The 15,353-nt window shown below is 67.1% G+C and carries 16 protein-coding genes and 3 rRNA genes; 7 read left to right on the top strand and 12 right to left on the bottom strand.

The features are described from left to right. From AC6LJ2_RS17890 to rrf (AC6LJ2_RS17880), 3 genes are all read left to right on the top strand, one after another. A 23S ribosomal RNA gene (locus tag AC6LJ2_RS17890) occupies nt 1-224 on the top strand; the annotation flags it as partial. A gap of 200 nt (nt 225-424) precedes the next feature. Next, nucleotides 425-537, top strand: a 5S ribosomal RNA gene (gene rrf / locus AC6LJ2_RS17885). A 176-nt stretch (nt 538-713) separates the two neighbouring features. Further along, a 5S ribosomal RNA gene (rrf, locus tag AC6LJ2_RS17880) occupies nt 714-826 on the top strand. Between the two features lie 157 nt (nt 827-983). On the opposite strand, the gene AC6LJ2_RS17875 is transcribed toward rrf (AC6LJ2_RS17880), so the two are convergent. After that, nucleotides 984-1,739, bottom strand: a complete 756-nt coding sequence (locus tag AC6LJ2_RS17875) for an aldolase (protein WP_498151842.1) — start codon at nt 1,737-1,739, stop codon at nt 984-986. A gap of 140 nt (nt 1,740-1,879) precedes the next feature. Then, nucleotides 1,880-2,590, bottom strand: a complete 711-nt coding sequence (locus AC6LJ2_RS17870; protein WP_498151841.1) for a haloacid dehalogenase type II — start codon at nt 2,588-2,590, stop codon at nt 1,880-1,882. Between the two features lie 214 nt (nt 2,591-2,804). Between AC6LJ2_RS17870 and AC6LJ2_RS17865 the strand changes: the two genes are divergently transcribed. Beyond that, a complete protein-coding gene (locus tag AC6LJ2_RS17865; RefSeq protein ID WP_498151840.1) occupies nt 2,805-3,692 on the top strand; it encodes a LysR substrate-binding domain-containing protein in 888 nt (295 codons plus the stop codon). 32 nt (nt 3,693-3,724) lie between these two features. Here AC6LJ2_RS17865 and AC6LJ2_RS17860 read toward each other — a convergent pair whose 3' ends face one another. The 3 genes from AC6LJ2_RS17860 to AC6LJ2_RS17850 all read right to left on the bottom strand — a co-directional run bounded on the left by AC6LJ2_RS17860 (nt 3,725) and on the right by AC6LJ2_RS17850 (nt 5,502). Further along, nucleotides 3,725-4,114, bottom strand: a complete 390-nt coding sequence (locus tag AC6LJ2_RS17860) for a YchJ family protein (protein WP_498151839.1) — start codon at nt 4,112-4,114, stop codon at nt 3,725-3,727. Nucleotides 4,115-4,120: 6 nt separating this feature from the next. After that, entirely contained in the window at nt 4,121-4,393 is a 273-nt protein-coding gene (locus tag AC6LJ2_RS17855; RefSeq protein ID WP_025135608.1) for a GNAT family N-acetyltransferase, read from the bottom strand. A gap of 164 nt (nt 4,394-4,557) precedes the next feature. Beyond that, on the bottom strand, nt 4,558-5,502 hold the full coding sequence (locus AC6LJ2_RS17850; RefSeq protein ID WP_445657206.1) for a 3-hydroxyacyl-CoA dehydrogenase NAD-binding domain-containing protein: 945 nt from the start codon (nt 5,500-5,502) through the stop codon (nt 4,558-4,560). A gap of 113 nt (nt 5,503-5,615) precedes the next feature. On the opposite strand from AC6LJ2_RS17850, the gene AC6LJ2_RS17845 reads away from it, so the two are divergent. Further along, entirely contained in the window at nt 5,616-6,266 is a 651-nt protein-coding gene (locus tag AC6LJ2_RS17845; RefSeq protein ID WP_498151838.1) for a cysteine peptidase family C39 domain-containing protein, read from the top strand. Nucleotides 6,267-6,340: 74 nt separating this feature from the next. On the opposite strand, the gene AC6LJ2_RS17840 is transcribed toward AC6LJ2_RS17845, so the two are convergent. Next, on the bottom strand, nt 6,341-7,753 hold the full coding sequence (locus AC6LJ2_RS17840; RefSeq protein ID WP_445657205.1) for an MFS transporter: 1,413 nt from the start codon (nt 7,751-7,753) through the stop codon (nt 6,341-6,343). 213 nt (nt 7,754-7,966) lie between these two features. Between AC6LJ2_RS17840 and AC6LJ2_RS17835 the strand changes: the two genes are divergently transcribed. Then, nucleotides 7,967-8,833: a LysR family transcriptional regulator gene (locus AC6LJ2_RS17835; protein ID WP_263912411.1), complete on the top strand. Its 867-nt coding sequence runs from the start codon at nt 7,967-7,969 to the stop codon at nt 8,831-8,833. A 142-nt stretch (nt 8,834-8,975) separates the two neighbouring features. Next, nucleotides 8,976-10,379 (top strand): amidase family protein, encoded by a 1,404-nt coding sequence (locus AC6LJ2_RS17830; protein WP_263912409.1) that lies wholly within the window; start codon nt 8,976-8,978, stop codon nt 10,377-10,379. Nucleotides 10,380-10,461: 82 nt separating this feature from the next. On the opposite strand, the gene AC6LJ2_RS17825 is transcribed toward AC6LJ2_RS17830, so the two are convergent. From AC6LJ2_RS17825 to AC6LJ2_RS17800, 6 genes are all read right to left on the bottom strand, one after another. Further along, nucleotides 10,462-10,986, bottom strand: coding sequence for a GNAT family N-acetyltransferase (locus tag AC6LJ2_RS17825; RefSeq protein ID WP_263912408.1), 525 nt, complete (start codon nt 10,984-10,986; stop codon nt 10,462-10,464). A gap of 41 nt (nt 10,987-11,027) precedes the next feature. Beyond that, the gene (locus AC6LJ2_RS17820; protein WP_263912407.1) at nt 11,028-11,810 is read right to left on the bottom strand and encodes a fumarylacetoacetate hydrolase family protein; all 783 of its coding nucleotides are present in this window, start codon (nt 11,808-11,810) and stop codon (nt 11,028-11,030) included. Between the two features lie 5 nt (nt 11,811-11,815). Continuing rightward, nucleotides 11,816-12,196 (bottom strand): hypothetical protein, encoded by a 381-nt coding sequence (locus tag AC6LJ2_RS17815; RefSeq protein ID WP_263912406.1) that lies wholly within the window; start codon nt 12,194-12,196, stop codon nt 11,816-11,818. Between the two features lie 48 nt (nt 12,197-12,244). Continuing rightward, the gene (locus AC6LJ2_RS17810) at nt 12,245-13,525 is read right to left on the bottom strand and encodes a glutamate-5-semialdehyde dehydrogenase (protein WP_498151837.1); all 1,281 of its coding nucleotides are present in this window, start codon (nt 13,523-13,525) and stop codon (nt 12,245-12,247) included. 92 nt (nt 13,526-13,617) lie between these two features. Beyond that, the gene (gene holA / locus AC6LJ2_RS17805; RefSeq protein ID WP_263912403.1) at nt 13,618-14,676 is read right to left on the bottom strand and encodes a DNA polymerase III subunit delta; all 1,059 of its coding nucleotides are present in this window, start codon (nt 14,674-14,676) and stop codon (nt 13,618-13,620) included. Between the two features lie 3 nt (nt 14,677-14,679). Continuing rightward, on the bottom strand, nt 14,680-15,342 hold the full coding sequence (locus tag AC6LJ2_RS17800; protein ID WP_263912402.1) for an LPS assembly lipoprotein LptE: 663 nt from the start codon (nt 15,340-15,342) through the stop codon (nt 14,680-14,682). Between the last annotated feature and the right edge of the window lie 11 nt (nt 15,343-15,353).

Raw genomic sequence — 15,353 nt, 5'->3', positions numbered from 1 at the left:
CCTCTGGTGTACCGGTTGTCATGCCAATGGCATTGCCGGGTAGCTAAGTACGGAAGAGATAACCGCTGAAGGCATCTAAGCGGGAAACTCGTCTGAAGATTAGGTATCCCGGGGACTTGATCCCCCTAAAGAGTCGTTCGAGACCAGGACGTTGATAGGTCGGGTGTGGAAGCGCAGTAATGCGTTAAGCTAACCGATACTAATTGCTCGTGAGGCTTGATCCTATAACACTGATGGTTATGACCTGGTGATATAGCGTTCCAAGTGTCGTTCAATACAAAATCTGGCTGCACCGTCAGCAGCCAGCCAACACCAATTACACCCCACTGTGCGTGATCATCGAGCGAGTCTCTGATCACCCACACGTTGCGCTTCTTCCAAGATTGGAGTTGTTGCCCTCAAAGCAACCACTCAACCAGTTACGCCTGACGACCATAGCAAGGTGGTACCACTCCTTCCCATCCCGAACAGGACAGTGAAACGCCTTTGCGCCGATGATAGTGGACGGACGTCTGTGAAAGTAGGTCATCGTCAGGCTTTTATTCCGCAAAACCCCATAGGCTCTCGCCTGTGGGGTTTTGTCTTTGTGTGAAAGCCCCGCCTGCGCGCGGTGCGATTATCGAGTCGATGCTCTGATCGCACAGTGCCTGGTGTCATGCAGTACCCAGGATTTGAGTGTCCGCCGTGGCGGCGCGATGCTCGGCAAGTCAAAGCCTGATACCCATAGCAAGGTGGTACCACTCCTTCCCATCCCGAACAGGACAGTGAAACGCCTTTGCGCCGATGATAGTGGACGGACGTCTGTGAAAGTAGGTCAGCGTCAGGCAGTTATTCAAAAGAAAACCCCACAGGCTCGCGCCTGTGGGGTTTTTGTTTTGGGCGGTAGTGGGCGCGTCAATGCGATCCTGCCTCTATTGGATTTTGTCGGATCGACTTGATGCGATTACGCACCGGGTGACGTCAACGCGACCTCGGAACTCGAATCAACGCGAGCCCGTATCCGGCAGTTGGCGTCGCAGGGCGATGAAGAACAGTTCGGATTGCAGGCGTTCGCTTTGGATCTGTGCGGCAACCTTGGCGGCGATGGCGGGATCTGCCGGGGCCAAGGGGCGACCTGTGGATTGGGCCAGGACCTGGGCGTTGCAGGCGCGTTCGAGGAAGAAGAGATCGTCGTAGGCGTAGTCGAGGCGTTCGCCGCAAACGACTACGCCGTGATTGCCCAGGAATGCGATGTCGGCGCCTTGCATGGCGTGGGCGATGCGTTCGCCTTCGCTGGCGTCCAGGGCCAGGCCGTTGTAGTCGGCGTCGACCGCAATGCGGCCATGGAAACGCATGGCGTTTTGAGACAGGGTGGTGTCGAGCGTGCGATCGGCCGTGAGCGTCAGGGCGGTGGCGTAGGGCATGTGGGTGTGCAGCACACAGGCCTTGCCGGCGATGCGGTGAATGGCGGCGTGGATGAACATGGCCGTGGGTTCGACCTCGTGGCGACCGGCGAGCTTCTGGCCGTGGGCGTCGACCAGCACGATGTCGTCGGCCTGGACTTCGTTCCACATCAGGCCGCGGGGATTCAACAGGAAATGATCGGGGTCGCCGGGCAACGCCACGCTGAAATGGTTGCAGACGCCTTCGCCGAGTCCGTGCGCCGCGGCGGCACGCAGGGCCAGCGCGAGGTCAGCGCGCAGGGCAGTGACGTGTTCGGCGTGGAAGAGCGCATCGGGAAAGTGAGGATCTTTATTCATGAGGCTACCCAGCGTGGAATTCCTGGTTGAGAGTGAAAACAGGGCGAAAGGGACGGCCCAGCCCGGCGCCGACAGAACAGTCTACATGCTGCCAGCAAGGCAGCCCTGCGGCCAGAGCCAAGCCGGTTGTCGCACACGTTTCAAAACCAGCCCGCTTGCCGGAACAGGGCGGGGACCTGGTCCAGGGTGGATACGGTAGCGTCGGGGCGGTAGTCAGGCAAGGGCAGGCGGCCGGTGCCGCGGTCGATCCACACACAACGAAAGCCGATGTCGCGGGCGGCGGCGTGATCCAGGTGCGGGCTGGCGCAGATATGCACGACCTCGTGGGGGGTGATGCCCAAGCAGTCGTGGGCGTGGGCGAAGATCTTGCGTGATGGTTTGTAGGCGCCGGCCTGTTCCGCCGTGATGACGCAGTCGATGTGGCCGCCGAGCTGCGCCACGTTGCCGGCGATGATGGCGTCGTCGGTGTTGGAAATGATGCAGAGCTTGAAGCCGGCTTGTTTCAATGTGGCCAGTGTCTCCACGACCTCGGGAAACGGCGGCATGGCGGAGATGCTGCCGGTCAGCAGGCTGGCGTCTTCCGGGCGGTAGGGCAGTTGCAGGTCGCGCATGGTCAGCCGCAACGATTCTCGGGTGACGTCGGCGAAGCTCATGTGGGGCGGCGTACGCTCGAGCCGGTGCTCATGTTCGTCGTAGACGCTGAGAAACTGGGCAGGCGTGGGCGTATGCGCTTGTTCGCCGGCGGCCAGGATACGGGCTACCGCAGCCTGCAGGCCTTCGTCCCATTGGATCAATGTGCCGTAGCAGTCGAAGGTGAGCCATTGCGGGCGGGGAAGGGGGTTCAGGGGCATGAGTCGTCCTTCTTCAAGAAGCGGTGGGAGAAGTGCCTCCAGCTTAGATTCGCCCACCGTAAGCTGTAAAATTAATAATAAAACTCTTGTCAGTGATTAAATGGATATGAAAAGGGACCAAGCCGAGTCGGGCCTTACGCCACCGGCCGAGGTCGATCGGCCGGCCACGCTCGCTTGCCGGACTGCAAACCCCTAGACGGATGACGGACCTTTCATGCTGGATCTCGAACTTCTCAAGACGCTCGTATGTGTAGTGGATGAAGGCAGCTTTACGCGTGCGGCGGGCCGTGTGCACCGGACGCAGTCGACCGTCAGCCAGCAGGTACGCAAGCTGGAGCAGACGGTGGGCAAGACGTTGTTGCTGCGGGACCGTACGGGCAATCAGGTGGCTGCGACCGAGGATGGCCAGTTGATGCTGGCCTATGCGCGCAAGCTGTTGGCGATGGCGGACGAGGCCGAGTTGGTGTTGACCGCGCCCCGCGGGGCGCAGGTGATCCGGCTGGGGGTGCCGGAAGATTTCGATGTGTCGCGGCTGACGACGCTGTTGGCGCGGTTTGCCGCCAGTCATCCGGAGATCCGCCTGGAGACCGGCAGCGGCATGAGCTCCGACCTGAAAGCCAGGTTGGCGGCGGGCGAGTTGGATCTGGCGCTGATCAAGCGCGAGCCAGGCGATGGCCCGAGCCTGGCGGCATGGCCGGAGCGGCTGGTGTGGGTGGGCGACAGGCGGCTGTTGCAAGAAGGGCAGGATGCCGTGCCCCTGGTGCTGTTTCCGCAGGGCTGCATCTATCGCAAGCGCATGATCTACGCCTTGGAAAACGCGGGGCGGCCATGGCGGGCGGCTTATCACAGCCAAAGCCTGGCGGGTGTGCAGGCGGCGGTGGCGGCGGGGCTGGGGGTGTCGTTGTTGCCAGCGTTTGCTCGCTTGCCCGAGCACGGGGTGCTGGGCCCGGCGCAGGGCTTGGCCGAGGTGCCTCAGACAGAACTGGCGATCGTAGGTGAACTGCGCGAGGCCAGCGAGGCGCGAGGCCGGCTGGTGGCGGTGCTGAAGGAGGCGGTAGATGCGGATGTCGCGCCGCGGCCGCGGCGCGTGGCGTCAGCGTAGGCTGCCGTCGACGCAGTACCTGAGCCCCCAAGTCAGCTTAGATCGCCATCGACGTAATACCAGCGCCCGGATTCGCGCACGAAACGGCTGACTTCATGCAGGCGGCTGGCGCGTCCGGCCAGTCGGCTGCGGGCGACGAATTCGACGGTGGCGTGGTCGGTGTCCTGGGTGCGGGCTTGCTTGATCGCCAACCCCAGCCATTTCAATCCGGGCGGATTGGGGTCGAGCGAGGCCGGACGCGTGCTGGGGTGCCAGGTGTCGAGCAGATACGGCAGCTTGTCCAGCACGAAGGCGCTATAGCGCGAACGCATCAGGTCTTGCGCGGTGGGGGCCTGCAAGGCCTGCGGACCTTCGTGCCAGCGGCCACAGCAGGCAGCGTAGGATTTGGCGGAGCCGCAGGGGCAGGCGGCAGGATTGAGCATCGGGTGTCAGGCCAGCAGGTCGTTGTATTCAGGGTGACGGCGCATGTAGACGGCGGCGTAGGAGCAGCTGGGCCGGACTTTCAAGCCCTGGGCGCGGGCGCTGTCGAGTGCGACGCGGGTGAGTTCAGCGGCGATGCCGCGACCGCCGACTTCGCTGGGAACACCCGTGTGGGTGATGGTCATCACACCGTCTTGCAAGTGGTAATCCAGGACGCACAGCACGCCATCGACGGTGGCCGTGTAGCGGGAATGTGCGGTGTCGTGGGTCACGGAAATCATGGGAAAAATCCTGTGCTTGAGAGGCCAGCGTGGCCGGATGAGTCATAGGATACCAGCGGCGCCACGCGCTTCCGATGGGCGGTCTGCATGCCATGTCCGGCGCGCAAGCCCGAAGGATCTTCCACGGTTCGGTGGTGGATCGACATGGCAGGATGTCCAGCAGCTCAGCGCTGCAGGACCTTCAGCAGCGCGGTGAGTTGCGCATCGCGGGTCTGGACCAGGTCGGCAATGTTGCGGGATCCGGCTTCGGCGTTGACGCCGTCGATCAGGCGGCGTTGCAGGTCGGGGGTGACGTCGGGAGCGCCCAGGTCGTCCCACCAGGTCTGCACGGGGCCGAGCAGGTGATCCATGAAGTGCGCAAGTCCGCCGGCGCCGCCGCCCAGGTTGAAGGTCATGTGCGGCCCGAACAGGGCCCAACGCAATCCCGGGCCTTGCGAGACGGCGGCATCGATGTCGGCGACGCTGGCGACGTTTTCCGCAGCCAGGTGGATGGCTTCGCGCCATAGGGCGGCTTGCAGGCGGTTGGCGATGTGGCCGGGCACTTCCTTGTTCAGGCGGATAGGGTGCTTGCCCAGTTCGCGGTAGAAGGCAATGCTGCGGTCGATGGTGTCGGCCGAGGTCTGCTCGCCGCCCACGACTTCGACGAGCGGGATCAGGTGGGGCGGGTTGAACGGGTGGCCGATGACGAAGCGCCCGGCGTGTTGGCAACGCGCTTGCAGGCGGGTCATGATGAGGCCCGATGAACTGGATGCCACGATGACGTGCGGCGGCAGGATGGCGTCGATGCGGGCGAAGAGGTCTGTCTTGAAGTCTTCGCGTTCAGGCGCGTTCTCCTGGACGAAGTCGACGCCTTGCAGGGCGGTGGCCAGGTCGGGTTCGAAGCGCAGCGCGTCGGGGTTGGCGCCGCGGCTGACGCGGCCCAGTTCGGTCAGTACGGGCCACGCGGCAGCGACGCGGGCGCGCGTCTGGGATTCGGCGTCGGCGGCGGGATCGCTGACCACGACGTCGAGACCGTGCGCCAGGAACAGCGCGGCCCAGCTGGCGCCGATGGTGCCCGCGCCGACGATGGCGACGCGGCGGATGGCGGGAGGAGTGGACGGGTCGGTCATGCGGCGCTCCGGAAGCGGGTCGGGGAAGGGCCATTGTGAAGCAAAGACGGCGGTGTTGCCACGCGGCGCGGCGGACGGCAAGATGGGGCTTCTGATTTGGACTGGAGCGGTGGATGGACGATTCGCGATCGGGCGCGCAGCCGGCGGTGCCCTACTTCTGCCAATGGGAATCCGCGCACCTGGCGGGCGACATCATCCGCAAGGCGTTGCGCCTGGAGGATGATCCCGCGTGGCGCGATTCCGGGGCGAACAGCGTGGCGGAATACGCGCGCTGGGCCAGCCACGTCTGTGGCATGGCTTGCTTGAAGATGGTGCTGGCCGCGCGCACGGGCCAAGTCCATCCGACGCTGGAACTGGCCCGACGCAGCCTGCCGTATGGCGCGTATACGGACGTGGACGGCCACATCAAGGGGCTGATCTATGCGCCGTTCGTGCGCTTCGTGGCGGAAGACTTCGGCCTGCAGGCCGACGTGCGGGTGGGGGTACGCACCGCAGACCTGCCGGCGCTGATGGCGAAGGCCGAGTACTTCATGGCCTCGGTGCATCCGTGGATACGCTGGTCCGAGCGCGAACCGCCCGCCAAGGGCGGGCATCTGGTGCTGGTGACGCGCGCCACGGCTGACGGCGTGACGTTTCACAACCCTTCCGGCGAACCGGGCGTGCAAGCGGACGCCAGGGTTCCGCTGCACGTGTTCGATACGTTTTTCGCGGGCCGCGGGGTGGCGATCCTGCCGCAAGGCGGCCGGCCCGGTCTGGACGCGTAGCGGGCCGTCGCAGGCGAAGCCCCCGCGTGCCGCAAGCCAGGCGTCGCGGGCGGGGGACGCATTCGTGCCGCCCGTCAGGCGTTGCGGGCGCGGCGCAGGTGCTTCCAGACCAGCATCGCGGCGACCAGGTAGGCCACGGCGATGATGCTGTAGGCGACGGGCAGGCTGGCGTGCCAGTCGGGCAAGAGGTGCAGCACGGTGCCCATCAGCGCCACGCCGACCAGGGCCCCCGACTGGCGGTTCGCGTTCAAGGCGGCCGCGGCGCTGTTGGCGTGGTGCTTGCCGGACACTTGCATGACGACGCTGGTCATCGCCGGAACGGCGATACCGACGCCCAGATTGGCCAGGGCCACCACGATGGCAAAGGGCCAGTAGGCGATGTCCGGTGTAAACGCGGCCAGGCCGACTGCGCTCATGAGGGTGGCGAGCGAAATGCCGCCCAGCAGCGAGGCCGACACATTCCAGCGGGCAGACACGCGGCCAGAGATCAAGTTGCCGATCGAGAACACGGCCAGCATGGGCACGAGCTGGATGCCGGTCTGCAAGGCGTCGGCGCCGCGGGCGTGCTGCAGGAACAGGCTGAGCAGGAACAATTGGCCGTACGACGCGAGGTTGATGAGGAAACCGACGCCGTTGGCCGCGGCGAATTGCGAGGTCTGGAACAAGGTGCGCGGGATGATGGGTTCGGCGTGGCGCCGTTCGCGGCGCACGAGCAGGACGGCGGTGGCTGCGCACAGCGCGACGGCGGCCAGGATGGGCGCCGACGACCAGCCGTAGGCATTGCCCTGGATCAGCACAAAGCACAGCGAGGACAAGGCGATGACACCCAGCACATGGCTGAGCGGATTGAGCGCGCGCGGCCGGCGCGGGGCGGCCTGGATGCGGCGCCGTGCCAGCCACAGGCCGGCCAGGCCCAGCGGCAGGTTGATGAGGAAGATGCCGCGCCAGCCGAACTGGTGGATCAGCACGCCGCCGAGCAAGGGGCCGGCGGCGCCGGCCACGGCGACGATGGCCGACCAGGCGGCCAGCATGCGGTTGCGCACGTGTTCGTCTTCATAGGCGTGGGTCAGCAGGCTGAGCGAGCTGGGCATGAACAGCGCCGCGCCCAGGCCTTGCAGCATGCGGGCGGCGATCAGCATATCGCCGTTGGGGGCGATGCCGCAGAGCAGCGAAGCCAGGGTGAAGACACCCAGGCCGGCCAGGTAGATGGTCTTGGCGCCGTAGCGGTCGGCCAGGGCGCCGGCCACCAGCAACAGGGCAGCGAAGGTCAGGGTGTACCCGTCGACGATCCAGACCAGGTCGGTGAGCGGCACGGTGAACTGCAGCGCGATGCTGGGCAGGGCGACGTTGACGACGGTGACGTCCAGCATGGCCATGACGAAGCCGATGGCCAGGGTGACCAGAGGCAACAGGCCCGTCGTGGCGGGCCGCTGGGCGGGAGCCGGGACGGCGGGTGTGACAGGGGCGGTGGGGCAGGCGGTGCGCATGGCAAGCATTCCGGGGGGACTTTCCGAGGTGCACAGCTTAGGAGCTTTCCGTGATGCAAAAAAGAGGAATAATTGCTTTATCGTGATGCAAAATTGCATCCTGTGAGGGGCTGGACGCCGTCACCGTGCCGCTATCCTCATGCCCGCCCGGCGGCCGCCGAACGGGCGCATGCACACAGACACACGCCGCCACCGCGGCAAGGAGCCGGCTCCATGGATTGGGACAACGCGCGGATATTCCTGGCCATTTACCGCAATGGCACGCTGCGCGGTGCGGCCGCGTTGCTGCAAATCGACCAGGCCACCGCGGGGCGTCGGCTGGCGGCGTTGGAAACCTCGCTGGATGCCCGCCTGTTCCTGCGCACGCCGACCGGCTATGTGCCGACGGCGGCGGGTGAACAGGCGTTTGCAGCGGCCGAGCGCATGGAGCAGGCGGCCGACCAACTGCAACGCCAGATGCAGGGGCTGGATCATCGCCTGTCCGGTGTGGTGCGGGTGGCGACGTCCGAGACGGTTGCCCGTTACTTCATCATGCAAGCCATCGGCCGCCTGCACCAGCAGCATCCGGACATCCGCATCGCGCTGTCGACAGCGATTCAGCTGAGCAACCTGACGCGCCGCGAGGCCGATCTGGCGATCCGCAATATCAAGCCCGACAACCCCGACCTGATCCAGCGCCACCTGACGCGCAAGGAGGTCGGGCTGTATGCGTCCAAGTCCTACCTCGAGGCGCACGGCGAGCCCAAGCCCGGCACGGCATTCGCGGGTCATACGCTGGTGACCTATCAGCAGTCGGTGTTGCCGGGCTGGTCCGATACGTTCTGTGGCGAGCCGACGGGCAATGGGCGCATCGCCATGGAATTGAATTCGGGCCTGATGATCATCGAGGCCGTGGCGGCGGGGCTGGGAATCGGTGAACTGCCGGTGCACATGGCACCGCAGTACCCGGACCTGGTGCGCATCTGGCCGAATCGCAGCGAGCCCTACGACCTGTGGTTGGTGATGCACGGGGACCTGAACCGCACGGCGCGGGTGCGGGCCGTGGCGGACGCGATCATCGAGGTGTTCGAGGACGACTGAGGCGTGGCGGCGCGTTCGGCGGGAAGGCCTGTGGGGCCGGGCCAGCCCGGGTTGTGGCGGCGCGTGGCAGGCGCTAAGGTTGACCGTTCGGCGGCCGCGCGTCGCCGCGATGTCTTCCCTGACCTGGAACAAGGAGTTGCGTGTGTCCGAGCTTTGGCGTTTGTCCGCAGTTGAATTGGCCGCGCGTATTCGCCGGCGCGAGGTGTCCGCGGTCGAGGCCGCGCAAAGCGCGCTGGCGCGGCTGCAGGCCGTGAACCCGTCCATCAACGCGGTGGTCGACTATCGCCCCGAAGACACGCTGGCGCAGGCCGCGCAGGTGGACGAGGCCCTGGCGCGCGGCGAGGCGCCTGGCCTGCTGGCGGGCGTGCCGGTGACGGTCAAGGTCAACGTGGACCAGGCAGGCTTCGCCACCACCAACGGCGTGACGCTGCAGAAGGACCTGATCGCTGCCGTCAACAACCCGGTCGTGGACAATCTGCGCCGCGCCGGCGCGGTAATCGTGGGGCGCACCAACACGCCGGCCTTTTCATTGCGCTGGTTCACCAGCAATCGGCTGCACGGCCACACCCTGAATCCGCGCAATCCGGCGTTGACGCCAGGCGGTTCTTCGGGCGGCGCGGCCGCGGCCGTGGCGGCGGGCATCGGCCACCTGGCGCATGGCACGGACATCGCGGGGTCGATCCGCTACCCGGCCTATGCCTGCGGCGTGCATGGCTTGCGGCCTTCGCTGGGACGGGTGCCCGCCTACAACGCCGCCTTGCCCGAACGCACTATCGGTGGACAGATCACTGCGGTGTCGGGGCCGATGGGGCGCAGCATTGCCGACGTGCGCCTGGGGCTGGCCGCGATGGCCGCGCCCGATCCGCGCGATCCCTGGTGGGTGCCTGCGCCCCTCACGGGGCCGGACGTGCCGCGACGCGCGGCGCTGTGCCTGAACCCGGATGGCATGCAGACCGAGCCGGCGGTGGTCAAGGCCCTGCAGGAGGCCGCCCGCCGCCTGAGCGAGGCGGGTTGGTCGGTGGACACGCTGGATGCCGTGCCGCCCTTGCAGGAAGCGGCGGATCTGCAGATCCGCATGTGGATGGCCGACGGCTACGAGGGCATGGTCGAGGCCGCCCGCAAGGAAGGCGACGCCGGGGCGATTGCGGCGTTGGCGGGCCAGCGCGAGCGTGCGGCCGGCATGGACCTGGCGCGGTTTTCGGCCATCCTGACGCGCCGCGCGACGTTGACGCGTCTTTGGGAACTGTTCCTGGCGGACTATCCGGTGCTGCTGTTGCCGGTGTCCGCCGAATTGCCGTTTGCCGACGATCTGGATCTGCAAGGCGACGCAGCCTACGACCGCGTGTGGCGCGCGCAGATGACGCAGATCGGGCTGCCGTTCATGGGCTTGCCCGGCCTGACCGTGGCCATGGGCAGCGCGGGCGACAGCCCGGTGGGCGTGCAGGTGGTGGCGGGACGCTACCGCGAGGACCTGTGCCTGGCGGCAGGCGAAGCGATTGAAACGGCGGGGCCGCCGGTCGACATCGCGCAGCCGCAGCCGCGCTGAACGTGTGATGGGTGGCGGGCACGACGCCCGCGGCGCTGTCTGGCAGGCCCCGGCATCCGGGGCCTTGCCGTTTCTGGCGTTGTCAGGCGGCCGCCGCTTGGCGCCATTCGGCGCGCAGCAGGCCCATCATGCCGGTGTCCCAGCGCACGTCGCCTGCCTGCGTGGACGAACGCCGCACGCCTTCGAACGTGAAACCCAGGGCCTGGTACAGGTGGATGGCGCGTTCGTTGAAGGTGTAGACGTTGAGTTCCAGGCGCTCGATGCCCGGCGTGCGGAAGGCTTCGTCGATCAGCAGGGTCACCATGGGGCGGCCCAGCCCCTGGCCACGCTGGTCGGGGGCGATGACGACGCGGCCCAGGCGGGCGTTGCCGTCGCGCCAATCGTAGGCCAGCTGCGCATGGCCCACGGGGGCGCCGTCGCGGCAGACCATCCAGCAGCGCCGCGAGGGCGGCTGCGTTTCACCTTCCCGCAGCATGATGTCCAGGTCGGCCGACGTGATCGGGTACGAGACGTGTGACCCGCCCCATTGCACGACGTCGGGCAGGCTCGTGAACCAGCTGGCCAGGAGGGTGTAGTCGGACGGGGTGAACGGGCGCAGGGTCAGCATGGAAGTCCTGAAGTCGGGATGCGAGTGAAACGCCGGGAAAATCAGGGGGCCGTGAAGCGCAGGCTCAAGACGCCAAGATCGCCATAGGCGATGTCGATGTCGCGGTTGGCGGGCACGTCCAGGAACCCTGCATACGAACCCGTGATGACGTGCTGGCCCGCTTGCAGGCCCAGCCCTTGCTCACGCAGGAAGTTCGCCAGCCAGTACAGCCCGGCCTTGGGATGGTCGTTGGGGTGGATGCCGGCGTGCTGTTCGACTTCGGCGCCGTCCACCGACAGGGTGAGCGTCATGGTGGCGGGGGCGTCATCGGGCGATGCCAGGCGCGGGCCCAGCACCAGGCCGCCGTTGAACATGTGGTCGGCCAGCAGTTCGGGCAGGCTGGCGTGTTCGGGGGCGGCGTAGCGGCAGCCCAGCACTTCCAGCGCCAGCCGCGCATCGCCGATGGCGGCATCGATCTCGGCGTGGCTGTAGGGCTCGCTGCGGGCAGGCAGGTCGCGTGCGAGTTCGAACGCGATTTCGGGTTCGATGCGCACGATCGGCGTGCGGCTGGCGATGACGCCGGCCTGGGCCACCGTCGATGCGTAGATGGGGGCGACGACGGTTTTTTCGGGCGAGGGCAGCGCGCTTTTCCAGGCGGCGATGGCGTCCTGCCGGGTTTGCAGCAGCAACCGGGCCGTGCATTGCTGCACGGCAAGGGCCTGGCCCACGGTTTGCGGCCGGCAGGCCACGGGCAGGCGCGGGCCGGCCACGCCGGATTCGCGCGCGGCGATCAGGGCGCGCGCGGCGTCGGCGCAGCCGGGATAGTCTTCGATCTGGAGATGCATGCGGGTCAGGCTCCCAGGTAGAGCAGGGTCCACAGCACGATCATGGCGATCAGGCCCAGCCAGCACGAACCCCAGAAGCCGACGATGGGCCATTTCAGGGCCAGCGGCGTCTTCTTGGGATCCACATGGGGGAGCAGGTCGTTGGCGTTGCCGATGAGCCAGAAGCGGGTGCCCGGAAACATCAGGCGGAAAAAATAGTCCAGCATGATCGCGGCCTGGATGGCCAGCGGATAGGCCTTGAACGGGCGGTGCTGCAGGTAGGGGTGCTTGAGTACGGCGTTGATCTCTTTGCTTTTGACGAAGAACAACCAGATGCCGCAGAGCGAGCAGGTGATGAAGCACAGCACGAAAAGGCTGAAGGCCATGGCCATGGCGGGTGAATGCATGGAAATTCCGACAGGTGTGCGGCGGCGCCGCAGGGTCAATGTGAAGGGTCAGCCGCGGGTCTGGCCTTCGCCAGTCAGCACCCACTTGAGGGTGGTCAGGCCTTCCAGGCCGACCGGGCCGCGGGCGTGCAGGCGGTTGGTCGAGATGCCGATTTCCGCGCCCAGGCCGTATTCGAAGCCGTCCGCAAAGCAGGTCGGCAGGTTGACGTAGACCGAGCTGGAATCGACTTCGCGCTGGAAGCGCTGGGCCGAGGACAGGTCTTCGGTGACGATGGCGTCGGTGTGGCCGGAGCCCCAGCGCGCGATGTGTTCGATGGCGTCGTCCAGCGAGTCGACGATGCGAATCGCCAGGATCGGGCCCAGGTATTCGGTGGCCCAGTCTTCTTCGGTGGCCGGTGTGGCGTGGGGCAACAGCGCCAGCGTGCGCGGGCAGCCACGCAGTTCGACGCCGTGTTCGCTCAGGGCCGCCGCCAGGCGCGGCAGGATCGACACCGCTGCGACCGCGTCGACCAGCAGGGTTTCCATCGCGCCGCAGATGCCGTAGCGATAGGTCTTGGCGTTGAAGGCGATGGCGTGGGCCTTGTCGGGGTCGGCGGCGGCGTCGATGTAGATGTGGCAGTTGCCGTCCAGGTGCTTGATGAGCGGCACCCGGGCTTCCTGCGCCAGCCGGGCGATCAGGCCCTTGCCGCCGCGCGGCACGATGACGTCGATGTGTTCGGTCATGGTGATGAGCTTGCCCACCGCGGCGCGGTCGGCCGTGGCGACGACCTGCACCGCATCCTGCGGCAGGCCGGCGGCGGCCAGGCCCAGCTGCACGATGCGGCCCAGGGCCACGTTGGAATGCAGGGCTTCGCTGCCGCCGCGCAGGATGGCGGCGTTGCCCGACTTCAGGCACAGCGCCGCCGCGTCGATGGTGACGTTGGGGCGGGACTCGTAGATGATGCCGATCACGCCCAGCGGGACGCGCATCTGGGCCACCCGCATGCCGTTGGGGCGCACGGTGGTGGCGGTGATGCTGCCGATGGGGTCGGGCAGGGCGGCGATCTGGCGCAGGCCCTCGGCCATGTGCGCCAGGGTCTTTTCCGACAGGGTCAGGCGGTCGAGCAGGGCGGCTTCCAGGCCGTTGGCGCGGGCGGCGGCGACATCCTTGGCGTTCGCGGCCAGCAGCTCGTCCTGGTTGGCGGCCAGCGCGTCGGCCATGGCCAGCAAGGCCTGGTTCTTGGCGGCGCTGTTGGCGCGCATCATGGCGCGGGAGGCCCGGCGTGCGTTCTCGCCCAGGGTCAGCATGGCTTGTTCGATGGAAGACGAGGACATGACGGCGTCGTTCATAGTGTTGGGGCGGTAGGGAGACCGCCAGCGGAATGGGGATAGTTTATCCGGCCGGGCGGCCGGAGGGGACGAGTGGGGCGGCTAGGCCGCCTTCACGGTCGGCCGCCGGCAGCGGCCACGCGCAGGGCCAGGCGGGTCATTTCTTCCCAGGGGTCGGATAGCCGCCCAGGGACGGACAGCCCCTTGATGAGACGGTCGACTTCATGGGCGTGCTGCACTGCGGCGGGCCAGACGGCGGGATGCACCCGCCCCAGCGCTTGCAGCGCCAGCCGTTCATGGGCGCCGAAGATACGCAGGCGGCGCATCAGGCCGTTGGCGTCCTGTCCCAGGCTGCGGGCTTCGGCCACGCGTGCCAGGAGGCGGATTTCTTCGCCCACCGCCCATAGCACCAGGGGCAGCGCTTCGCCTTCGGCGCGCAGGCCGTCGATCATGCGGATGGTGCGGGCGACGTCACCGGCCAGCATGGCGTCGCGCAGGCCGAACACGTCGTAGCGCGCCACGTTGAGCACGGCGCGTTCGACGTCTTCGGCGGCCAGTTGGCCTTCCGGGTAGAGCAGGCCGAGCTTCTGGATTTCCTGGTGGGCGGCCAGCAGGTTGCCTTCGACCTTGTCGGCCATCCATTGCAGGGTGGCGTTGTCGGCCCGCTGGTTCTGGCGGGCCAGGCGCATGCCGACCCAGGCGGGCAGGCGGGTGCGCTCGATGCTCGCGATATCGACCATCATGCCGCCGCGGCCCAGGGCCTGGACCCAGCGGCTTTCGCGGGTGGCCTTGTCCAGGCGCGGCAGGGCGATCAGGACGAGCGTATCGGGATTGTCCGCCTGCTTTTCGGCTTGCTCGGCCAGGCGTGCCAGGGTATCGGCGCCGGCCTTGCCGGGCTTGCCGGTGGGGATCTTGATTTCCAGGATGCGGCGGTCGCCGAACAGCGAGACGCTTTGCGTGGCGGCGGTGACCGAGCTCCAGTCGCTGCGCGCGTCCATCACCATCGACAGGCGGTCGGTGTAGCCGGCGTTGCGGCCGGCGGCGCGCAGGGCGTCGACGGCCTCGGTGACCAGGAGCGGCTCGTCGCCCGATACCGTGTACAGCGGGGCCAGGCGGTTGCCGGCCCGCTGCAGGTGGTCAGCCAGCCGATCCGCGTCCAGGGGTTGTGCCATCGGTCAGCGCAGGTTGGCCGGATCGGTGGTGGACGGGGTCTGCCACGGCGCCGGCGTGCTGCGCTGCTGCGGCGCGGTCGGGTCGTACAGCGGGATTTCGCCGTCTTCGCCACGCTGCTCGCGCGTCTCGAAGGCCTTGCGGACCTCAGGCGCGGTCATGCGGCGCAGCAGGCGGGCAACGAGATCGCGCTGCATGGAGTTGTACAGCGTTTCGATCTGGCCCTGCTTGGCCTGGACGATCTGGTCGTCGTAAGGCATTTCGCGGAAGATCGACAGCGTGGTGTCCGGGATCAGGGCGCGGCCCTTGTCGTCGATGAGACGGAAGGTGTAGTTGATGCCGAGTTCGTATTCCTCGACGCGGCCCTGGGCGTTCAGCGACACCTCGCGCAGCGAACGGTCGTTGGCGACCTGCTGCAGGATGGCTTGCGCTTCCTTGGGCGAGGCGACCAGCTTGGTGTTGGGCGAGGCCGCGCGCAGCGCGCGGCGCACGTCGGCGCCAAACAGGGTGTTGTCGGGAATGCCGATGTACAGCGTATCGAACGGCAGAGGCGTGACGCCTCGCAGCGTGAAGCCGCAGGCCGTCAGCAGCATGAACAGCGCCAGGCAGGCGCCGCGCAGCAGCCATGATTGGCGGGGGGAGTGCGTTTGTTGCCCGGCGAAGTACATGCTTGACCTCA

The sequence above is a fragment of the Achromobacter sp. 1014246743 genome, from assembly GCF_059760725.1.
Note: the sequence above shows the minus strand (reverse complement) of the source record. Positions and strands in the feature narration are given on the sequence as shown.

Excerpts from the sequence above, each read along its gene's own strand:
- AC6LJ2_RS17875 (WP_498151842.1), bottom strand. The coding sequence starts at position 1,739 with ATGAATAAAGATCCTCACTTTCCCGATGCGCTCTTCCACGCCGAACAC.
- AC6LJ2_RS17870 (WP_498151841.1), bottom strand. The coding sequence starts at position 2,590 with ATGCCCCTGAACCCCCTTCCCCGCCCGCAATGGCTCACCTTCGACTGC.
- AC6LJ2_RS17865 (WP_498151840.1), top strand. The coding sequence starts at position 2,805 with ATGCTGGATCTCGAACTTCTCAAGACGCTCGTATGTGTAGTGGATGAA.
- AC6LJ2_RS17860 (WP_498151839.1), bottom strand. The coding sequence starts at position 4,114 with ATGCTCAATCCTGCCGCCTGCCCCTGCGGCTCCGCCAAATCCTACGCT.
- AC6LJ2_RS17855 (WP_025135608.1), bottom strand. The coding sequence starts at position 4,393 with ATGATTTCCGTGACCCACGACACCGCACATTCCCGCTACACGGCCACC.
- AC6LJ2_RS17850 (WP_445657206.1), bottom strand. The coding sequence starts at position 5,502 with ATGACCGACCCGTCCACTCCTCCCGCCATCCGCCGCGTCGCCATCGTC.
- AC6LJ2_RS17845 (WP_498151838.1), top strand. The coding sequence starts at position 5,616 with ATGGACGATTCGCGATCGGGCGCGCAGCCGGCGGTGCCCTACTTCTGC.
- AC6LJ2_RS17840 (WP_445657205.1), bottom strand. The coding sequence starts at position 7,753 with ATGCGCACCGCCTGCCCCACCGCCCCTGTCACACCCGCCGTCCCGGCT.
- AC6LJ2_RS17835 (WP_263912411.1), top strand. The coding sequence starts at position 7,967 with ATGGATTGGGACAACGCGCGGATATTCCTGGCCATTTACCGCAATGGC.
- AC6LJ2_RS17825 (WP_263912408.1), bottom strand. The coding sequence starts at position 10,986 with ATGCTGACCCTGCGCCCGTTCACCCCGTCCGACTACACCCTCCTGGCC.
- AC6LJ2_RS17820 (WP_263912407.1), bottom strand. The coding sequence starts at position 11,810 with ATGCATCTCCAGATCGAAGACTATCCCGGCTGCGCCGACGCCGCGCGC.
- AC6LJ2_RS17815 (WP_263912406.1), bottom strand. The coding sequence starts at position 12,196 with ATGCATTCACCCGCCATGGCCATGGCCTTCAGCCTTTTCGTGCTGTGC.
- AC6LJ2_RS17810 (WP_498151837.1), bottom strand. The coding sequence starts at position 13,525 with ATGAACGACGCCGTCATGTCCTCGTCTTCCATCGAACAAGCCATGCTG.
- holA (WP_263912403.1), bottom strand. The coding sequence starts at position 14,676 with ATGGCACAACCCCTGGACGCGGATCGGCTGGCTGACCACCTGCAGCGG.
- AC6LJ2_RS17800 (WP_263912402.1), bottom strand. The coding sequence starts at position 15,342 with ATGTACTTCGCCGGGCAACAAACGCACTCCCCCCGCCAATCATGGCTG.